This is a genomic window from Microcystis sp. M061S2, assembly GCF_020245605.1.
GTDB lineage: Bacteria > Cyanobacteriota > Cyanobacteriia > Cyanobacteriales > Microcystaceae > Microcystis.
The window spans coordinates 12,784-32,699 of sequence record NZ_JADBUP010000144.1 but is presented as its reverse complement, the minus strand read 5'-3'; the positions used below and the strand labels follow the sequence as shown (position 1 = coordinate 32,699).

Genomic DNA, 19,916 nt, shown 5'->3' with positions numbered 1-19,916 from the left:
GTAGGAGGTACAGAGCAAGGACAAGGAAGCTGCGAAAATGCGCTTGTTAATGTAACGGCTATATCTGGAGTAGATGTAGATGTTATCTTATACCAAGTAATATAATCTAATGTATAATAAGCCCCAATAATAACTCCTGTTCCTATAGGAAATTTAACTTTTTCATATCCTGTTGGTAAACTACAATCAGATGATATTGAGCAATCGTACACTTCTGCATTATAAAAATCAAAACCATTTGTGGTAGTTGTAGTAGTACTTGTTGTGGTGGTTGTTGAAGTTGTTGTGCTTGTTGTTGTTGTGGTTGGTGGATTTATGGTTAACGTTAAAGAATTTGTGCAAACTCCTGTAGATGTTAAAATTATTTGAGTTGCAAGGTTGTTTACTCTTACAATAACTCCATCAAGCAATTCTTGTAAAGTTGCACTACTTGGCACAGGAGTTCCACCAACATTTGTCGTTATGTTGAATGTAGCACCTAAAGAGTTGCCCGGTTGGTTTATTTTAACGTATACATCCATATTAAAAATATCTTATTGCTCTCACATATTGATTTACTGAATTAGATTTATTAGTTGCAGCCATTCCTCCTGCCGCTTGCAAATACCATGCAAGTGAAGTATTATTTTGAGAAGAACTCCAATATCTTCCAGACAATATCCAAGATAAAGCAACTCTGTTTATGTATAACTTTTCAAGTTCATTGTATGTTGGCAAACACCAATCGGTATATCCACCTGCGGAATAATTTCTTGCTGCTGTTGCTGCATAAGTTCCCGAACCTTGCGCTGCTATAATTGCATTTGTATTTGTTAAAGCAGAACCGATTGCAAAAGTTGTTGAAACAGATATATTGCTACCATTCCACCAAGCTATAGTGGATGCAACATCAAAATTTGATAATATAATGCCATGCTGAACATTTGCATCATATCCGGGGTCACCTGGCTGGAATATGTATCCAACTCTTCCTCCAAAAATTGGCTGACCAATATAAAAATTTCCACATTGACTTCCAGCCGTAAGGTCTGCTCCAGAAAGAGTAAACGGACTTCCTATTATTGCGCAAATAGAATTCCCTGGGCTAACAGTTCCGTTATAAACCCATGTTCCATTGCATAATTGATAATCACCTACCCAATTTTCGGTACTACCGTTGGTGTAGCTTGTGCAATTTGGCAATGTAGTGGTTGTAGTTGTTGTAGTAGTTGTGCTTGTAGTACTCGTAGTACTTGTGGTTGTTGTAGACGTTGTTGTTGGAACAATAAAAGATACACCTCCATTAAAATCACAACTTGCGTACCTGTTTATTTCTTCTAAAGCAATAATGTATTTATTTGTCATTGAATCAAATACACCATAAATGCATGGATTTCCGTTTATTGTCAATCCATTATTTAATTCTTTTCTGTATTGAAGTAATTTAGATGTAAAAAATCCATTTGTTTTATAAAGCACACTCAATGGAGTAATTCCGTCTTGGCTTAACCTACAAACAATTCCTCTAAAATTATCTACAAAATAGTCGGAGAAATTATTCCAAGCAAGACTTGTTGCTGCATCTCCTATTCCGTAATCGCCTGCGTAGTACTGAATTTTGTTAATTAGCTTATCAGAATTTGCTTGTAGGGGGTCTCCTGTTACGTCTTTGATAATTTGCGTTAATATCGGAACTCTCCCAACTTTATGATTTTGATATACGATAAGCTGCCTGTCTCTTATATGCAGTCTTACTACTTCTCCATACGACAAATCGTATTCATCAAAATCTTCTGGATAAAACCTATTAATATTGTTTAGTATAGTATTTAATTGATACTCTTGACCAAAACGTATCATTGTCGGAAAATAGTTTTGTCTTGCGTTTTCTTCTACTGCCGATGGTCTGCCGTTGCTATTTGTTATCAAGTTCATATTATCACTAAATGAACTTTCAATTAAATTAATAGTTTGATTTCCTACAACTGATAATTGAATATTTTCTGTATTAATAACTACATAAGAAGTTAAACCGCTTGTTGGATATTCTCCTATAATGTATAAAAAACTTTGTTTTGGTATTTCTATTGTTGCATCAATGTTAAATTGTTTTGGCTCGTCAGCAAGTGCCGTAAATGATTCTAATAAAACCGTATATTTAGGCGAAACAGGTACTCCTGCATTAGAAACAATTAAAGCAAGTATTTTGTATGTTATATTATCGTTTGATGGAGCATTTGTATATGTTGCAGTACCAGAAAACTTAAATCTTATATTTAATGAGTTAGTAGTAGATTTATTTCTAAATAAATAAAAGCCAGGTACTGACCATGTTGGGAATCCCGAACCTGTTACATTTATTATGTAAGGTAATTGTGTTTGTATTTCATAATTAGAATTTATTATCCAATTTGGGTCTGATGAAATAGCAAAAGAATAATTTTTATATCCTATTGCATAGGTTGTAATCGGCAAAAACCTGAGAGCAAAATCTATTGATGTAGTAACTTTTCTTTTTCTATAAAATAAATCTCCATTGCTGGTAGATATAATTGCAGGACTGACAAGGTTTGTGGATTGGTTTTGTTCAAGACCCAAATGAAATGCATTATCTGTTCCTGCGTTACCTATTGAAAATTGCTTACCAAATTCGTAATAAAGGCGCTTGTCTGCTGCCTTTTCATAATTATAAATTATTATCTGATAGTTTTGGTAATCTTCTGTTCCTGAAAAATTAAAATTTGCATCTATATCTGAAGATGGGTAATTAATTTTTAAAAATATCCCGTTTTTCTTTTTTGTAGAATTTGATACTACTGAATTAATTTCTAATTCTGTACCCAATATTTCATAGTCATAAAATTTATTGGTCAAAAGCTGCACATTACCGTTTACTTCATATCTTGATAAAAATCTTATTCTGTCTCCTTTTGTATATTCGTATGAAATTACATTTTCTGTTGAAGAAATTGATTCATTATACACCAATATATTTTCGATTCCTATATAAGCATATTTTACATTATTTACTGAACTTCCTTGAAATGCAGAATTAGAAACCCAAAATAGTCTTTTGAAATATGTGGTGCTATTTGAACGAAGAATTTGATAATAAGAAGCGTATTTAGGCGGTCTGTTATATATTTGAATTTGGGTAATTGGTAAATTTATTGTATTTGATAAAGGATATGCAGGTGTGTAAAATGTAGCTTGTAATGATGTTTGCGCACCTATAGTTCTTCCATAATCATCAAAGTATTGTATAGCGTAAGTGTACCCGCTTTCCCAAGAATTTGCAAAGACGGTGTTATCTGGCTCTCCAGATGCAGACAAATATCTTACTCCCGATGAGCAAAGTATAATTGTATTAGTGCTGTATGCTGTAGCGAAGGTGTTATTTAATCTTACTGTAAGAACATTATTTGTAAGAGATACAAAGGTCATATTCTTTGTAAGAAGCTGTGAAGATAAGCCACCAAGTATAGATGATGTTACCGAATTTACCGAACTAACAGTGAATGTTACACTTATGTTGGTAGTTCCTGCAAGCATATTTATACAATAAACACCTGCGGCATTGTTTAGCGTGCTTACTTCGTTTGCGCCATTGTTAGTTCCCGTTCCGAAAAGATATACTTTCAATTCAGTTGCGCTTGAACTTGAAAATGTTCCAGAGGTTTCGCCATTAATTGTTGCAAAAAAAGAAACTCCGCACTTGTCAAAATAATTATTGCTTAATTGAGATGTGCTGCCCGTTCCGATAAGATTCATATTTGTCTTGTCAAAACCTTCGGTTATTCCTGCATACAATAGGGCGTTACCATTAGCAAGTTCGGATGCATTAGCTTTTAACGGAACGTAATCTTGAAGCAAATCTGTTTCTCTAATATCAATAGGCGTATAAACGCTATCGTTATAAAATCTAAATGAATAAATTGAATTATCTGGTATTCCCAAATTTGCTTTGTCAAATAGCTGAATAAGTTTCCAGTCTGATGTTATACCTGCTGTAGTTTGTCTAAAAGCAAGTTCTATTCCCCTTACACTTTGACCTCCTGTTGAAAAATTGACTGAAATTCTACTATTTTCCTTAAATAAATTGGAAGTATAGTTTAATGTATTTTGTTGCGGAAGTGGAACTATACTGCGTGTACTCCAAACTGATTTATCAAGAGTATCGTAAACGTATCTATAACAAAATTGAAATAATGAATTTCTTAAATTGTTTTGAGTTACTGACAAATCGTTTTCGTATGCCACTTGTGGCGGCATTTTTGGTGGGGCTTTTATTACAAGTATTTCTTGTTTAGTCCATACAGGGTAAATTGCAGAAACATTGATACATTTAGGGTCTACATTTCCATCGCTAAAAAACAACAAATCTCCTTCAAAATCTCTATAAAGAACATTTATTGACGTTATCTTAAATGATGGGTTAAATTCAAGAATATCAACCTGACCTGTGTCGGTCATATTTTCAAGAACTTTAACTACATAATTTTTATTAGCATCGTAATAAAGAACTGAATGCTTTTTAGTGCTATTCCAAACAAAATAGTATAATCTGTTTCTTTTCTTATCTTCTCTTGAACCTATTACCTTATTTGTTCCGGAAGGCAATGTGTATGGTATAAGTACATTTCCAATGTTGTTAGAAACAACAGTATCTTGACCTTCCCCTGGCGAATCTCTTGTTACGTTAACGGCATCAATATAATCCCCCTTGCCTAATATTCTAAAATCGGCATCATCAAGATTTAATCTACCACTAAAGGGATTTGATATAATTGGCATTTTTAAGCTTTGACGGTTAATCTCTGGGCTTCAAGGTTTTGCTCATAAGCATCAGAAAGGTACAATGGTTTATATCTTGCTATTGCTTGTCTACGCTGGTTGTAAAATTCTCTTTTTCTTTCTGCCTTATCGCTTATGCTTCCCCTTCTTGTATTTGGCATAGAAGCAATATCTCTCCATGACAACCAAGCTATTAATGCTTCCCTAAACACCAATGGAATCATATATTGCTCATCTGGATTGGGGCTGGAAAGATATTCAATCATCACATAATCGTAATCAAAGTTTTGGCTTAACAATATCACTCCTGCGCTTACATCCAAAGAAAAAGCCCCTACGAATGGAGTTCCGCTTGGTAATCCGTAAATATTGGTAAAGCCATATCCATCCCAATAGTTGTAAAACATCGGCGTATTTGGGTAGTACCAATTAATCAATGTATTGTCTTGTGTTTTCTCTAATCTGTCTGGTAATTGGTCTGCAAATGTTGTCAGCTTGTTGTTGAATTTCAATGGTATAATTTCACCTTTAGCATTTAATACTCCAATTTTTGTATAGTTGATGTAATCTGCAGGAAGCGGTGCTGTAAAATTTGTCTTATCTACGGGTATTTTTATTGACTTTACTCTGTAAAAGAAATCAATGCCAAGCTGCTCCATACCCCTGTATGCTATGTTATAAAGTTTGGCATACTTGTTTTGGCTTTGCTCACTTTCATCTATGTAATCATAAATCACCGATTCAAGTGTAATAAAATTTCTTTTTTCTTCTGCCATTAGTTTCCATTTGTGAGATATGCCAAAATGTCGCAATCTCTTATTATGTAATGGGGTTCACCACCAATGATTATTTCTTGTCCTGCTTCTTTGATATGAATAATCGTATCTCCGGGCTGCGCCTTGCTGTTTTTACCGCTACTTACTACCCCTGCCATACAATTCCTTGTTCTTGCGGATTCGGGTATAAAAAGACCTCCTTCGCTAATTTCATCAGGTATAAGTGGCTTTACCAACAACAAATCTCTTAACATTTCCATATTTATTAGTTTGGTGTATCTACTCCATCGTTTGCTTGTTCAATCGGTCTTTGCTTGTTTGCTATAAGCAATCTCATATACTCTACAATAACGGGGATATAATCATCTGGAACATTCAATTCGGAGTTCAAATCTGTTGAAGCCCCTCCGCTTATCATTCTCACTTTTGCCTTGTAATTTGTGATGATTGTTCCTGCCTTTATGTATAATTTATTTCCCTCATACCAATATACATATTTGTTTTGAATTGGTCTAATTTGAGATTGATAAACTGATTGAGATGTGCTTAATGGAACTCCTGCTTTCGAAAAATTATTTTGATAGACTTGCAATGCTGCAACCCCTTCTGTTACCCCTATACCCAATGGAACTTGCGGAAGTGTTACCAAATACAAGTCTGGTTCTGCTTGTGTAATTGTAAGGTTTGTAAATGTTGTGTAAAAGGAATTATTTATTGAAGCTATGCCCTCAAATTGCAGGTTATCTGCGTAATTCTTTTTTACTGCCAAGCCAATGCCGTCATTAATCCATTCATTAACTAAATTGACAGTTATAGATGAATCATCTGTTGGCTGGTCGTTGTAAATTAACCTTAATATTCTTTCAATTAATTTTGCTCTTGTCATTGTCCTTGTTGGATTATAGAATTAGCGTATTGAAGAACATCTCCGTCTTTTAGGTTCACTCCTGTAAGCTTAAGTATTCTGGCTATGATTTCAAGCAAATCCAAGTCCGACCATTTCGGCTGTTCGCTTAATGCAGGTGAATAAACTTTTCTTCCATTTCCATCAATAGTGAATCCCCAATATATCCTTGTCGGCTTTTTTATGTAAGACATTCTTGCTGCAGCGATATTGTTTGGAAAAAACCTCATTCCATTATCCTCAATCATAAATATCGGATTGCTTTGAACAGGGTCTATTTGAGAATTATACATTGAGTACAACTTGTCTTGTGCTGTCCATCTTATTCTTTGAAAGCCGTACATAGTCCACATTGCATCGTACTGCAAATAATCGCCAGGGTACTGAACAAAACCATTTACGTCAACAGTCAAATTTGTATTGTATATGAATGGTTGTAATCTTTGTCTTACATTGCTATTTTGACCATAACTAACTCTTGATTGCGCCCTCTGGTATTGATATTGCTGAAACTCTCCAATAAGATAATCTGCCCAAGAATTTTGCGCTTGTTCTACAAGTAGATTGAACTCTGATGGTGTTAATGAGCCGTTTTGCGCCTTGTTGATAGCGTATTGGCATATTTTATACATATCATCAACGGTCATACATCGTGTTTGATACAATATTAATGTAGAAAAAATTAAAACAATAAAAAACCCCCCGATACATTTTGACCGGGGGGCTGTAACCTAAACGGCTACTTTTTGGGCTTGGGGCGCATGGGTGAACAAGAAGTACCTTTTTTCATAGCTTTAATATTTAAACAAATTTACAAATTATTTGCTTAAAATATCATTAGCCCATTCAAAACCCTCTCTGCCATCAAATGAGTTGTGTATTACAAATATCTCATTTCCCGCTACACGCACCGTTGGCTCACAGTGACATGTGTTTCCCTTGTCAGATGTATCATGCTCCTTGATGTCATTTAGCGGATGTATGTGTATCATTTGTCAATTATATATTTTTGTTTATACTTTTTAACTTTTAAATTAGAATAATAAATATACATCTCCTTTGCATTCTCAATGAATTTTTTAGGAGCATTGCTTTTTATTAAACATCTTATGTGGCTTGATTGCATTTCTAACATTTCTTGTATTTTTTTAACTGAAACAAGCCATTCTGAATATTTTACCATATTTTTCAATTTTAATTAAAATTTAAAAACCACTAATTTTTTTAGTGGTTTTTAGTCTTATGGTCGCAATCCATAAGAAAGCATGGTTGATAACGAAATCAGAAAGCTAATTTAGGACAATTTTTTTAATTGTTCCAAAAAAGCTTTGCTTTCATCTTGCTGAAACAATGCGAAATCAACCAAGTATTCGTGTGGGGTTCTTTCTGGTGGTATCTTACAGATAAAGCCACCGTCATTTGACCAATAAGCAGTTCCGGGCTTGCTTGTCAAGTCAATCTTGCTGTCAATGATTGCTTTTTTAACAACGTATGCAACGTCAACTTCCTTGCTTCCGAATGATTTAATAAACTTATTGGGCTGCATTTCCGCATACATTTCATAGTCGTTGCGAAGCGCATCAACTGATTTAGGGAAGCCCATTTCATCAACGAAACTAATGTTCAAATAGTTTGCGTGTTTTCTCATTTCTTCTTCGGAAGCTCTTCCAGCAAGTTTGATTGCTTCAATTCTTACCATACGTTTTTGGCGGTCAATTTCTGCTTGCCTTAACGGATTCCACTCATAGAAGGTGTTTCTTTTGAAGCCCTTTCTGTTTGGGTTGTCAAGATTTGCATTACACTTTTCCAAAAATTCAATAGCGGCTGTGTCATAAGAAGGCACTCTCAATACCCTACGCTGAAAAATTAAACTACGCCTGTTTGCCTTAATAAAATCTTCGGTAAGGGTTTTCTGGTCTTCCAAATAAATGCTTGGGAATCCTCTTAAAAGACGGATACGCTCCATTCTTTTCTTTTCTGGATTCCAGACATCATCAATACCTTCCATGTGAAAGTCTCCGTTTTTGGAAACATCGGAAAGCTTGTAGACTTTAAAATTGGTTTGTGTTTGAGGTGTTGCTGCTGTTGCTGCTGCGGATTCCTCGTGTTGAGTGTCAATTACAGGTGCAAATTCCTGTGAAGCTTGGTTTACATCTTGAAGTGATGCTGATTTTCTTGCCATAAATGGTGAATTTAAAAGGAAAGGCAGCCATCAATATAGTGACTGCCTTCCTTGCGGTTATAAATATTAGTCTTGAACGATGATAAACTGATTTGCGGCGCATACGCGGCTTGAACGGTAGGTCAACATCGCAATTTGATTGGTCATGGTGCCATCCGTAGGGTTAGGAGAGCCACCACCGTACTGCCATACACGAATACCATTTCCAACAGTACCGCCTTTTGGAGGTTCTTGGTACATAATGGTAATGTTTTTGTAGGTAGCACCAGAGCGGCTATCTTTTGTTTCACCCATTGGGTAAATCATACCGAAGTTACGGAAATAGTCAGTAGTAGGAGTGTATCCAGTAAGTACTTCTGTGTTAAATGCTCCGTATTTTTTAACTTGGAACATATAACCATCAATGTAGATTGATTGGAAGCCGTAATTTACGGATGCTTCTTGTGACTTTTCGTTAGTGCCATATACGAAAGCACCTGCAGGGTAAGAGGAGAAGATTCCATCAGAGAAATCTTGACGTTGGAAAATATCTGCCAACCAAGCGCATTGTTTTGCTGCTCCGTTAACATCCATTACTCGGGTAATTTCGTGAAGTTTAGAAATATCCAAGTTGCCGGGTGTATAACCAACGCTTACGCCATCTGCAATAGCTTTAGGGATAATACCTTGTGCGCCTACGGAGTTGGTATTTAGACCTGTGTTGGTTAAGGTATCACCACGCATCAACTTGTTTTCAATGTTGTTTTTGTAGCGAACCAGGGTCTTATACATTCCTTTGTAGGTAAAGGCAGTAACACCATTTGCAGCCATATCTGCGGAAACAGGGTACTCGTAGAAAGTATCTGCCATTTGAGCCAAGTCGGTATTGCTCCAGCCATCACGAATTTCTGTGATGTTGTTTTCGTACCGAATGTCAAGTGGAATCAAGGGGTCTACTTGAGTTGAAGCTTCACCTGCTTCTGAAATACCACCAAAAATCAAAATTTCACCTGCTAACAATGAGGTAGAACCTGCGGAAGCAAAGCGGTCAGTTGATTTCAATGGGCGAACAGTAAAGGTAAATGCACTCGGAGTAGTGGTGTTGATTGTCAGAATTTTACCTTCAATGTTTGAAGATGCAACACGAACAATTTCACCTACACGAAGCGGCGATTGCGTACCAGCGTTGAAGTGGTCACCTGCGGCAAGGGTAAGGGTCAAAGTAGCACCGGGAGTTGCTGCAACAGTACCGTTATTGGTAACGGCAGGCATCAATTTACCACGATTTTCAAACCAGAAAAAGTTTCTGTTTTTCACTTCTTCCATTCCAGCATGGGCGGCTAACCACCAAGTAAAATCCTCGTTTCCGTACTTTTCAGTGTACTTTTTGTAGAATTGAGGGGTCAACAACTGAAGGTCTACCATAAGCTGCCGATTCTGTGTAGGAAGCGACACGCTACCGGGCTTCAGTATGTTTGAAGTAGGGATACTCATTTTTAAAAGTATTAGTTGTTATGCCTTTCCGCAAAAAGCAATATTAAGAACTGAAAGCCCATTCTGCCAGACGTTCCATTGCGGCTTCATCTGACGGGGCTGCAGGTCTTTGCGGAGTTGTGCCAACGCTTACATTACCTGAATCTTTGATTTGTTGAAGTAGCCGTTGACTTGCCGCTTCGTTACCAATCTTTTGAAGAATTTTGCTTTGATTTTGAAGCAAATACACATCTGACATCATTTGTTTTACAAGCGGCTTCCCGTCCTCTGAAAACCATCTTTTATACAAAAATTCATCTGGGTTAAAATCGCTTAACATTTCTTTCAGCGATTGTTTTTCTTCATCAGAAACACTAAAGGAAACAGGCATTTCTTTCTCTCCATCTGTAATGGTTACGGAAAAGCCATTGAAATCCTTGTAGTAGGTATTCAAAGACTGCTCGTAAACTTCCCTTGCTTTTTTTAGTTCTTCGGATTCCTTCTCTGAACCATATTGGAAATCTACGTCAGGCAATTTAATTTCTTCTTTCAACTTAGCCAACTCTGGTTTGGTTATTTTGGCATCAATTATCAACTTCTTGTTGTAATTGTCCAATTCACTTTGCCATTGATTCAGCTTAACTTGATAATCTTCATCATCTTCAAATTCTTGCTTCTCTGGTTTTGCCGGTGCTTTATATTTCTCCGACATAAGCAAAGCTACTTCATCATCTGTTAAATCCGAATATTTTGATTTGTAGCTTTTTTTAATTATTTCAAATGCTTTTGTTTCGTTGATGTCTCCATCCAAAAGTTCATTTAACTTCCTTTTTTCTTGAATAACATTTAATACTTGCTCTTCGTTTCCAGACTTAATTGCTTCGTACAATGTTCTTGAAGCTTCATTTTCAAATACAGGTTGCTTTAATCTTTCAAATTCCTGCTTTGCTGCTTCAACAGAATCAAATCCAAATGTTTCTTTAACAAATGAATTGTAATCTACTTTTTGCTCAACAGGTTCTGTTTGAGTTTGCGGCTCTGTTGGGGCTGCTTGTGTTTGAGTGTTTTCCTCAAAAATGTTCAAATCTTCCATAAATGGGATTTTGGTTATATAATCTGTAAAAATTCTCCAATATTGCTAAACCTTACAATTCCTGTTGCGGCAAGAGATGTTACTGCAGTTCCTGTTGTCAAGTTTGTTCCTTGAACAGAAACCCAGTTTGCAGGGACTTGTGGTACAGGTGGAAGAGTTCCCGTAACACTTCCATTGTCGCTGGTGGTGTTAAAGTTTATTGCTGCAGAAGGGGACACTATCTGTACCACGCAATTATCCCATCCGCTTAATTCTTGAACGTATGCTTGTGCGCCCGTTGCACTAAAAACATTTGTTACGTCAACTACTCTTGTTATTTTTGGGCTAACTTTTGATAATGTAATCAAAACTTTAGTTGCTGTTGCCATTTTTTATTTTTTTTCTTGTGATTGGTTAAAGGTACAAATTTCAATATGTTTCCAAGTTTTTCCTCTGCAAATATCTTTTACAGAATAGTAACTTACATTTAAATTGTCTGACACCTGCTTGGGAATAATTCCGTTTGCCAATTGTTTTTTAATCTCAATTACTTGCTCTTCTGTTAGTTTAGCCGCCCAGTGATTAGTACCAGCTTTCCAATTCTTTGATAAATTTTTTAAATGCTCCTCTCTATAAGTTTTATTTTTCCATTTTTGTTTTTGAGAAACTGATTTTTTTAGTTTAACCTCATCAGTTCTCTTTATTCCAAGATTACTACCAGCAATTTTAGCTACATTGTAATGTGGCTTAAGATTATCTATGTATTTTTGTTCTGTTTCAATAATTTTATCAGTAGGGCATTCACAAACAATCTCAAATTTAAAGTTGTTTTCTCCATATTTACTAACTGCTCTAATTAACTTTGGGCATGTATTTTTACCCAAACGCATATGATTAATGTGAGTATAATACCTTTTTATTAAATTATTTGTGCTTCCTATGTAAAAATTATTATTTATGTTATTAGTTATTTTGTAAATAACTCCGCCCTTCTGTTGACCAGAAAAGTATTTTTTTTTGCTTTCACTATCAATAGATAATATCATTTTTCTTTAGCTTTTATCTTTTTTTCTTGAGTTATCATAGCTTGAGTAGGTTCTTTAGGTTTAGTGCCAGTTTTCTTATTTTGGGCTGCTTTTCTCCTCAAATTATCCCAAAGTCCACGTCTAGAATAACTTCCGTCTTTTCTTTTTAACATTACATCTTTAGGGCTGTGCTTCATTTTCTATTGGTTGTTGTTGTTCCATTTCCGCTTGTTGCTGCTGCTCTTGTATTGACTGCTGAATTTGTTGGTTTTCTAATTCAACAGGTACTTGAAAGTTTTGCACCACACTTGCTACCACTCCCTTCAATTCCTCTGGTATAGGAACTTGAATTTTAGCCAAATCGAACAATCCTTGAATAACCAATTCTTTTTGCTTTGATTCGGACTTCTTCTTTTCAATCATTTCATCTGCTTGTGCCTTTAACTGAATACTTTGCTGGTTTGCTTGGTTATTCATTTCGGCATTTTGCTGTGCCTTTTGCTGTTCAAATTTAATATATCTTTTTTGACCTTGCCTAAAATACATTTCTGCTAATTGCACATTTTCTTTTGCAATACGCATTATCTTGAACGGGTCTAAATAGACTGTGAGCAAGGGGGTTGAACTTATAGCATTATTCATCATTGCTTCCAATTTGTCAATTTCAAATTGACTTGGCAGCATTTCTACTTTAGCTAAAAAATTTCTCCCTCTTGCATCTTCTTCGTTGAACATTTCCCGGTATGCCTTTCCAGCCATCGTAACGGAAGTATTCAGCAAACAAGATATTTTTCTTGATGTATCTTCCATTAAATACAAAAAAGCATCGTAAACGTAACCTGTGGAATTGTTGCTTAATTGTTTTGAAGATTCTATGTTTTGAACTGCTACTCTTGGTGTTGCAGCTTGTTGAAGAAGATTAGGGTCGTCTCCAAGTTCATCTTTTAGAACCTGGTAGTGAAATTGATACAGCTGAATAAGTGCCTGTAATTGAGGTGCAAATCCAGAATTGGCAAGTTCTTTAATTGGAAGCGGAATTGGCTGACCTTCGGCATCTCTACCACGATAATAAAGCTTACCTGTTTGCTCCCATATCTTTTGAACATCCATTGGTTTTGAGAAATCACCCAATCCCAAATCAAGTTCTTGCATAGCATCAACGTCAATAGCTGCTCCAGACGGAACCATCTTGGCTACAAGTTGCTGAATTTTCAACCTTGCCAAAATCATTTGTTCTATTGGTTCTTCAATCTTTTCTGCTATGGATACGTTTCGCATATCCTGTTGTTGGTACATATAAAACGAATACGAAAATTCCACATTGCCGATTTCTTTCGGGTCTTGTGGTCTAATCATATTATTTTTTATGTTCCACTTTATCATTTTTCTTGCCGTAGGACAATAAATTCCTTCGTATATGTTCCACCTTTTTTCTTCAAGATACTCTTGGTTATCATCAAGTTTTTCTGGCTTTTGCCCCTTTCTGATAATGGTTGAATTGTTCTTTTTTGTCTTGGTTACAATGTATCCATTTGAATCAAAAGATTTGATTTCAAAACACATTATATCTACGTTGAACTCATCGTATGGTCTTAAATAAGCCACATTCCAGTCTTGCATCCATTTTATTTTGTCCGTAAGCTGGTAGTCCTTTGAATATTGAGCAATCTGAAATATCTCCTCTTCGGTTAGCGTTCCTCCGTATTGCTTTCCGTACTTTGCTCTTAATTCGCTTATTTTTATTGACTTTATTTGCCCCCTGTAAGTTGTATCTCTAAAATCAGGGTAATCAGAATAAGAATAAAATGCGTTTTCTGGTCTTATCCAATCAACATGAATTTCTCCTTCTTCATCCATCCAAGTATAAGTACCAATAAGCCCTGTTGTTGCTGAATCGTGCAATATTTTTTCTTTCAAAACTGTGTACCACCCGCAAGCACTTAATACGTTATTGCAGCCAAGACTGAACTTTATTTCTTCTGGAAGGTTATTGAACTCAATTACCCACCTGTCTAATTCATCTTTATCTTCTGCTACAAATTGTCCTTGTGGAATCATTGGAACACCAGACTGCTCCGATATCTCTTGTAATACTTCTTTATTTTGGAAAAAATACTCTGCTTCATCTGCCTTTTCTTTCTTTTCGGCTATGCTCATAGCATCTACAGCCGTAATTTTTACCTTTTCACTTCTTGACATCCATTGACCTACAAGGCGTGATATAATTGTATTGCCTATCAATATTGGCTTCCAATTTATATTCACATAATTGCTTTTACCATTCATCTCTAATCTATCCAAATACACAGACATATCAATTTTGCCTGTCGCTATTTGTCTGTTTTTTCTGAATCGGTTATTACGAATCCAAAAGTATGTTTGATTGCCGTATAGTGTAGAGTAAATGCTCTCGGCTACCTTTTTGCCAAATGAAATATCGGACTTGGAGGCAACATTAGTGGTAAGCTGAAAATCTTTTAATGGTTGACCTGAATATGTAGGTTCGCTATTCAACTTTTGTTAAATTTATATTCAAATATAGTTAGAATAAAAACTATACAAAAAAATTAAATTTTTTTAATTAATTAACTGAGGAATGTAACTCTTAACCATTGGTTCTTTTTTTGGCTTTGGAGGTACAGGTTCAAGTATTAAAACAAGCATCATTAAAAAAGAAACGGTTATGTCAAATTTAGTTCTATCGTTTGGGTCGTATTTTTTAGCATCGGTCAACAATTCAATAAAGTCAATTTTGTCTGCGTGGTATTCAAAATACATAATACCAACATCGTTTTGCTTTGTTAAACTAAACGGAGTAGTAGGGAATCCCCTAAACCTTTCTGCATCTCTTTTGTTAGGGTCAATTACAGAAGCCGGGTAAAGCCCAAGATAAAGCATTCTTGACCTATCTTTAAAATAAGAGTAGTAGTCGTCGGAATTATGCTCATACCACGCCTTATACCCATAAAATTCTGCCGCCAACAATACTTGTTCGTGCAATGTTTCTTTTACAGACGGTCTGCCATATAACCAACCTATTGCCTTTCCTGTGTTTTTAGCATCAGACATATCCCATCTTCTACCAATCCATGCACTTGCCTTTGAGCCAAATTTACCGCCTTGAGAGTTCGAGTATCCGTCTACTGCTATTACGCCATCGTGAGTTCTTGCTGGTTTTTTCTGCTTTTGCTCTATGGTGTACTTGTTTTGGTCTTTTTCTTCTGGAAGTTGGGTTATTAGCCAATGAAATTCCTCATCGCTTTTTGCTTGTCTCCATTTTACTTTTTGGTCTAAATCTCTGTAAAAAAGTACCTTCCTTTTAATTATCGGGTTTTCTTTTAATTCTTGCTCCCTTTTGGCAATATTAATTACGTTGAAAATGCAATCATCAGCATCTATGCTAAATGCTTCCTCTATTGTTAGCGGCTCTTTTCTTATCCTTGCAGATAATGCTCTTGGGTTGTTTTTAACAGCTTTTCTTTCAAGAAGAATTGCTTGAAGGGTTTTTTCTTCATCGGGAAAGCCGTATTTATTAAAATTCCTTGTCTTTTTAGCAGACATAAAGAAACGGTAAAGCCCACTGCTTGTTTCTCCGTTTTCTTGTCTTTTTTCTTGGTCGGATTCATCCCACAATAATTTAAAGGCATCTTGAACTCCGTTATTATCGGTATCAAGCTTTTCAACTGTGGTTGTGTATAAAGCTTTTCCTATAATTCTACCTTCATCATCCTTTAAGCAATAGCGCACTACTTCGTGTCTGTCGTAAACATTCGCTTCTACTGTTTTACCACACTCATCTGCAACATATCTATGTATTTTTTGACCATCATAAGCTGTTTCATCGGAACTTTGGTGGTCAATAGCGCTCCCCAATTCATCTTTGTCTACATTTTCTTCGGCTTTCTTACCCCTTACGTTTGTTTTCTGGAAACGCATTTCTGTTCTTGGGTTTACGCCCAAGCTTGTATCGTATTCTGGTCTGAAAAATTTAGGAAGCCGCCTAAATGGGTTTACAATAGTTTTAGAGAAAAACTTCTTGGCATCCCCTCCTGTTTTGGACTGAATACCCGCAAATGTCATTTTTGTTCTTGTGATATATTCCATTAAGAATATGCCTGCAAAAAATGATTTACCAAAACGTCTTTTTGTTACCTCAACCATTCCAAGACACAAATCATCTTCTATGCAATAATCAAGAAAATATGATTTTTCCAAATCGGGCATACGAAACTTTGGATAGCCAACGTCTATTGACCACCATTGCATATAAAGGTAATGCAGCCCGGTAATGTATGTAGGAACTCCGTTGTTAGCAAACCAAAAGCCGTTTAATCTTCTATCCCATTCTTGCTTTTTGTATTCCTCAAGTCTTTCATCGTAAAAATCTGCATCTGTTTCTTTCTTGTGTTTGTCGTAATTCTCCCAATCTTTCATCACTTGAAAGTACCAATCGGGTTCTTTTATTCTTTCCCAATATTGTTCTTCTTTTTTAGGGGAACGCTGATAAACTCCCCTATATTCAAGTTCTTTGGTAAAAAAATTAAACACATACCCTGCTGGGGGGATATTGCAAATTAGCCCTTGAATATTTACCGATGTGCCATTTTCGTATGGGGTAATCATCTTTGACCAGCTTTATTTCCGTATATGTCTGCAATATTTTCTGCTGTTAGCGGAGATTTTTTTTCCTTTTTTTCCTTTTCCGGCTCTTCTTTATTTGTAGACATTTTTAATATCTGTATGCTTTCGGATATTGTTTTTGCATCAGTCCAAACTGCTTTTAATCTTTCAAATTCTTTAGAATTTTTGTCGCCAATATCTATGTCTTGCAATTTGTATTTATTTAGCAAATCTGCCATTTCGTTTGCCTTTCTTTGCAGGGCATTAAAAAGCTTTTCAATTCCATCTTTTTCGTAAGACTCAAGCTTGCTTGAAAGATTATAAACTTGTTCTTTCAAGTTCTTAATTACGGCTAAAAGTTCTTGTTCTTTACTCATAAATTAATTTTGCATCGTTTGGATTAATACCTATCAGCAATTCGCATTTGGTCAATTTATTTGTAGCATCGTGGTCTATGGCTACAACTTCGCTTCTTTCACCTGAATTTCTTATTCTTATAATTCTGTTTTCCTTGCCGTTTTTGTCTTGAAATATCAATTCGTAATCGGCAAATTTCAATGTGTTTACAACCGACCCTGCATATTCCCCTTGCGTAACGTATATTTTGTTTTTTATCAAAGTGGGCTGAATGCCGTTTATCTTACCCTTGTATGGCTGAAACAATCTGTATCCCAAAGAAAATCCATCAAAGGGCTTCCAGGTTTTATCAAAATAAACATAACACTCATCAACGGGAACAGAGTATATGCCGCAAAGTGGCTTGTGCTGGTAGTTAAAAACCTTATTGGTATCGTGTGTAGAATTGTGGTGTATAATTATTTCTGTTCCCTTTTCAAGACCTCCTCCGTTTATTACAATACCATTTACGGGGTTTGTGTATCTGCCGTTAAAGTTGTCGTACCCTCTTTCAATTCTTATTTTTTGACCAGAATCAAAAGTGTGTGAGTTTTTGTACTCCAAATCTACCTCAATAATTATCTTACCTTCTGGTGCTATTAAATTACCTTTTTTCATCTTGACAATTTTTCTAAATAATATTCAAGTGCTTGTTGGTGGTAAAAATCATATCCATCTTTTCCATTTGGTATTACATTAGGCAATACAGGTGATAATTCAAGTAATCTGGGTATCTTCATACTTTCGGCTAACTGATAGCAAAAAGATTGATTACCCAAGAAAAACTTGCACGACTTCAAATATACCGCTAATTCCTTAAAATTGTTAAATTTCTTCAATGGTATATCTAGCCCCCAATGCTTACAAAAATGTGCGTGTTCTTCTGGCAAACCAACAAATACTATGTTTTTGTATTGCTTTAAAATGTTGTAGTCTGCCAATGTGTTTCTGTACCTAAAAGTAAAGTTTATTGCAATTACATCGGATTGACCGAAAACGTCAAGTTTTTTAGGGTATATCCAAGCATTTGAAAGGTCACAAGCCATTTGAGGATAAATGTAAAATATCCACCTGTTTATTGAACCTCTTGGTTGATTGGTAAACACCTCCATTCGTGCCTTGTCAAGGTCTATTGAATATTCTTGCCCGGTGTATACTTCAAATGATTCTACATATTCTTGTGCTTCAATTAATGGTTTTAGCATATTAAACATATACCTATTCATCATTACATCATCCCCTATTTCATCTTGAAAAGGATTTATTGCGCCCTCGTATTTTAAAGCGGCAACATCTAATCTTTGGTAAATTATTGCTTTGGTATTTTGAGATTCGCATAAGTGTTTAATTCCTGCCATCATAGCAATTAAATCACCTGCAGGGGAAGAAGTTTTTATTTTTAGCATAGATTTTAATTTTTTTTACTATTATTTTGAACCGCCAATCAATCATTAACAATTAAAAACAATTAAAAAATGGCAAACAATCACTTTTTAGCACAGGTTTACGGAAGAGCCGTTGGCTATGGTCGACCTTTTAGAGGCTTAAACAATGTGCTGGGCACTCCTGCTACTCAGGGCGTTGGCATAAGCTTGCCTTCCGCTTTATGCACCATTTCTGCTGCACCGCCCAACACAGTTGTCAATGGCGTAACGCAAGTTTCGCTTATTGAAGTTTTACCGACTGGCTTAAATCAGCCGTCAGTTGTTTATTCAAGCGCGCAACCTGTTGCTACCTTGAGTGCCCTGGCTGTCTAATCAAAGCCGAATTTTTAAAGCCCCCACTTGTTGGGGGTTTTTTATTTATTTTTCTTTATGGAATCAAAGTAATACAATTCCCAATAAACCCAATTTGCTATTGCAAAAGGCAATGTAAAAATGAAATAAACGACGGCAACAGGTATTAAAATAATACCAAAAAAAACAAATTCAAAATATTCAAATACTCTTTGTTTCATGGTCTTTGTTTTATCCAATCTTTCATAAATTTTGGATGAGTTACTGAAATTGGTTTCAAATCTTTTGCAGGGTCAAACCACAAATCGGGGTTAAACACTTCACATTCATCTAATTTTTTATCATAGTCAATCATTCCAAACACTCCTTGCTGCATATTGATAATTTTGGACTTCATTACTTCTTTTTTTCTTACAAATCCATAATGCACCAATACAATATCATCGCAAAATTCAACTTCGTGTGATGTATTTAAGCCAAGAGATTCGGCATCATCGTATGCTCTAAAATTCGCCCTTGCAAGTCTTAATACTTGGGTGTTGCAGGGTTGTCTTTCGTGTGGAACATTAAGTTCAAAGTCTGGCGTTTTCCAAAGATTGACCCTTCTTATAATTGCCGCTTCACCGCCTTTTTCTATAAACCTTCTTATTGCAGGATAACTGCTTTCGTGAACAACTTCATCTGCTTGACAAGAAAGTATGTAAGGGAAACCAAGCCTATCTGCGTGTTGGATTGCTATATTGGTTATGTAGGATAACCTATGCTTGTCTGGGTACAAATTCCAATCAGATTCCTTTAATTGAATAATGTAAATATTTGGATTGTTCAACTTGGTTAATATATCCAATGTTCCATCTTCGCTTTCTACATAAGCAACTATTACAGCATCGCATACTTCAAGCATAGAGTTAATTGATTCCTCAAAACAATAATCGTATTTAATTGCGTTTTTTACTATTTGTATTCCTGCAAGTTTCATA

The 19,916-nt window shown here is 35.6% G+C and carries 19 protein-coding genes; 1 reads left to right on the top strand and 18 read right to left on the bottom strand.

The genetic code is table 11. From position 1 onward, the window contains the following. From IM475_RS21240 to IM475_RS21160, 17 genes are all read right to left on the bottom strand, one after another. Nucleotides 1-521, bottom strand: a 521-nt coding sequence (locus IM475_RS21240; protein WP_287729043.1) for a hypothetical protein, incomplete at its 3' end; no start/stop codon positions are given. Nucleotide 522: 1 nt separating this feature from the next. After that, entirely contained in the window at nt 523-4,773 is a 4,251-nt protein-coding gene (locus IM475_RS21235; protein WP_287729042.1) for an Lcl C-terminal domain-containing protein, read from the bottom strand. A 2-nt stretch (nt 4,774-4,775) separates the two neighbouring features. After that, the gene (locus IM475_RS21230; RefSeq protein WP_287729041.1) at nt 4,776-5,549 is read right to left on the bottom strand and encodes a hypothetical protein; all 774 of its coding nucleotides are present in this window, start codon (nt 5,547-5,549) and stop codon (nt 4,776-4,778) included. Then, nucleotides 5,549-5,809, bottom strand: coding sequence for a hypothetical protein (locus IM475_RS21225; RefSeq protein ID WP_287729040.1), 261 nt, complete (start codon nt 5,807-5,809; stop codon nt 5,549-5,551). The genes IM475_RS21230 and IM475_RS21225 overlap by 1 nt, the downstream gene beginning before the upstream one ends. A gap of 5 nt (nt 5,810-5,814) precedes the next feature. Beyond that, nucleotides 5,815-6,435, bottom strand: a complete 621-nt coding sequence (locus IM475_RS21220) for a hypothetical protein (RefSeq protein ID WP_287729039.1) — start codon at nt 6,433-6,435, stop codon at nt 5,815-5,817. Next, on the bottom strand, nt 6,432-7,100 hold the full coding sequence (locus IM475_RS21215) for a hypothetical protein (protein ID WP_287729038.1): 669 nt from the start codon (nt 7,098-7,100) through the stop codon (nt 6,432-6,434). Before IM475_RS21215 ends, IM475_RS21220 begins: the two co-directional genes overlap by 4 nt. A gap of 647 nt (nt 7,101-7,747) precedes the next feature. After that, a complete protein-coding gene (locus IM475_RS21210; protein ID WP_287729037.1) occupies nt 7,748-8,635 on the bottom strand; it encodes a hypothetical protein in 888 nt (295 codons plus the stop codon). A gap of 66 nt (nt 8,636-8,701) precedes the next feature. Beyond that, complete coding sequence (locus IM475_RS21205) at nt 8,702-10,039, bottom strand: hypothetical protein (RefSeq protein ID WP_287729036.1); 1,338 nt, start codon at nt 10,037-10,039, stop codon at nt 8,702-8,704. Between the two features lie 112 nt (nt 10,040-10,151). Further along, nucleotides 10,152-11,180 (bottom strand): hypothetical protein, encoded by a 1,029-nt coding sequence (locus IM475_RS21200; protein WP_287729035.1) that lies wholly within the window; start codon nt 11,178-11,180, stop codon nt 10,152-10,154. A 14-nt stretch (nt 11,181-11,194) separates the two neighbouring features. After that, nucleotides 11,195-11,548 carry a hypothetical protein gene (locus IM475_RS21195; RefSeq protein WP_287729034.1) on the bottom strand — a complete coding sequence of 118 codons (354 nt, stop codon included), beginning with the start codon at nt 11,546-11,548 and terminating at the stop codon, nt 11,195-11,197. Between the two features lie 3 nt (nt 11,549-11,551). Further along, a complete protein-coding gene (locus IM475_RS21190; protein WP_287729033.1) occupies nt 11,552-12,205 on the bottom strand; it encodes a GIY-YIG nuclease family protein in 654 nt (217 codons plus the stop codon). Next, nucleotides 12,202-12,381, bottom strand: a complete 180-nt coding sequence (locus IM475_RS21185) for a hypothetical protein (protein WP_287729032.1) — start codon at nt 12,379-12,381, stop codon at nt 12,202-12,204. Before IM475_RS21185 ends, IM475_RS21190 begins: the two co-directional genes overlap by 4 nt. After that, the gene (locus tag IM475_RS21180) at nt 12,365-14,698 is read right to left on the bottom strand and encodes a hypothetical protein (protein ID WP_287729031.1); all 2,334 of its coding nucleotides are present in this window, start codon (nt 14,696-14,698) and stop codon (nt 12,365-12,367) included. The genes IM475_RS21185 and IM475_RS21180 overlap by 17 nt, the downstream gene beginning before the upstream one ends. A gap of 63 nt (nt 14,699-14,761) precedes the next feature. Then, entirely contained in the window at nt 14,762-16,807 is a 2,046-nt protein-coding gene (locus IM475_RS21175) for a hypothetical protein (protein WP_287729029.1), read from the bottom strand. Further along, the gene (locus IM475_RS21170) at nt 16,804-17,181 is read right to left on the bottom strand and encodes a hypothetical protein (RefSeq protein WP_287729028.1); all 378 of its coding nucleotides are present in this window, start codon (nt 17,179-17,181) and stop codon (nt 16,804-16,806) included. The genes IM475_RS21175 and IM475_RS21170 overlap by 4 nt, the downstream gene beginning before the upstream one ends. After that, the gene (locus IM475_RS21165) at nt 17,174-17,818 is read right to left on the bottom strand and encodes a hypothetical protein (protein WP_287729027.1); all 645 of its coding nucleotides are present in this window, start codon (nt 17,816-17,818) and stop codon (nt 17,174-17,176) included. The genes IM475_RS21170 and IM475_RS21165 overlap by 8 nt, the downstream gene beginning before the upstream one ends. Next, on the bottom strand, nt 17,815-18,606 hold the full coding sequence (locus IM475_RS21160) for a hypothetical protein (protein WP_287729026.1): 792 nt from the start codon (nt 18,604-18,606) through the stop codon (nt 17,815-17,817). The genes IM475_RS21165 and IM475_RS21160 overlap by 4 nt, the downstream gene beginning before the upstream one ends. A gap of 69 nt (nt 18,607-18,675) precedes the next feature. On the opposite strand from IM475_RS21160, the gene IM475_RS21155 reads away from it, so the two are divergent. Beyond that, nucleotides 18,676-18,957 (top strand): hypothetical protein, encoded by a 282-nt coding sequence (locus IM475_RS21155; RefSeq protein WP_287729025.1) that lies wholly within the window; start codon nt 18,676-18,678, stop codon nt 18,955-18,957. A 196-nt stretch (nt 18,958-19,153) separates the two neighbouring features. Here IM475_RS21155 and IM475_RS21150 read toward each other — a convergent pair whose 3' ends face one another. Next, nucleotides 19,154-19,915, bottom strand: a complete 762-nt coding sequence (locus IM475_RS21150; protein WP_287729024.1) for a glycosyltransferase family protein — start codon at nt 19,913-19,915, stop codon at nt 19,154-19,156. Between the last annotated feature and the right edge of the window lies 1 nt (nt 19,916).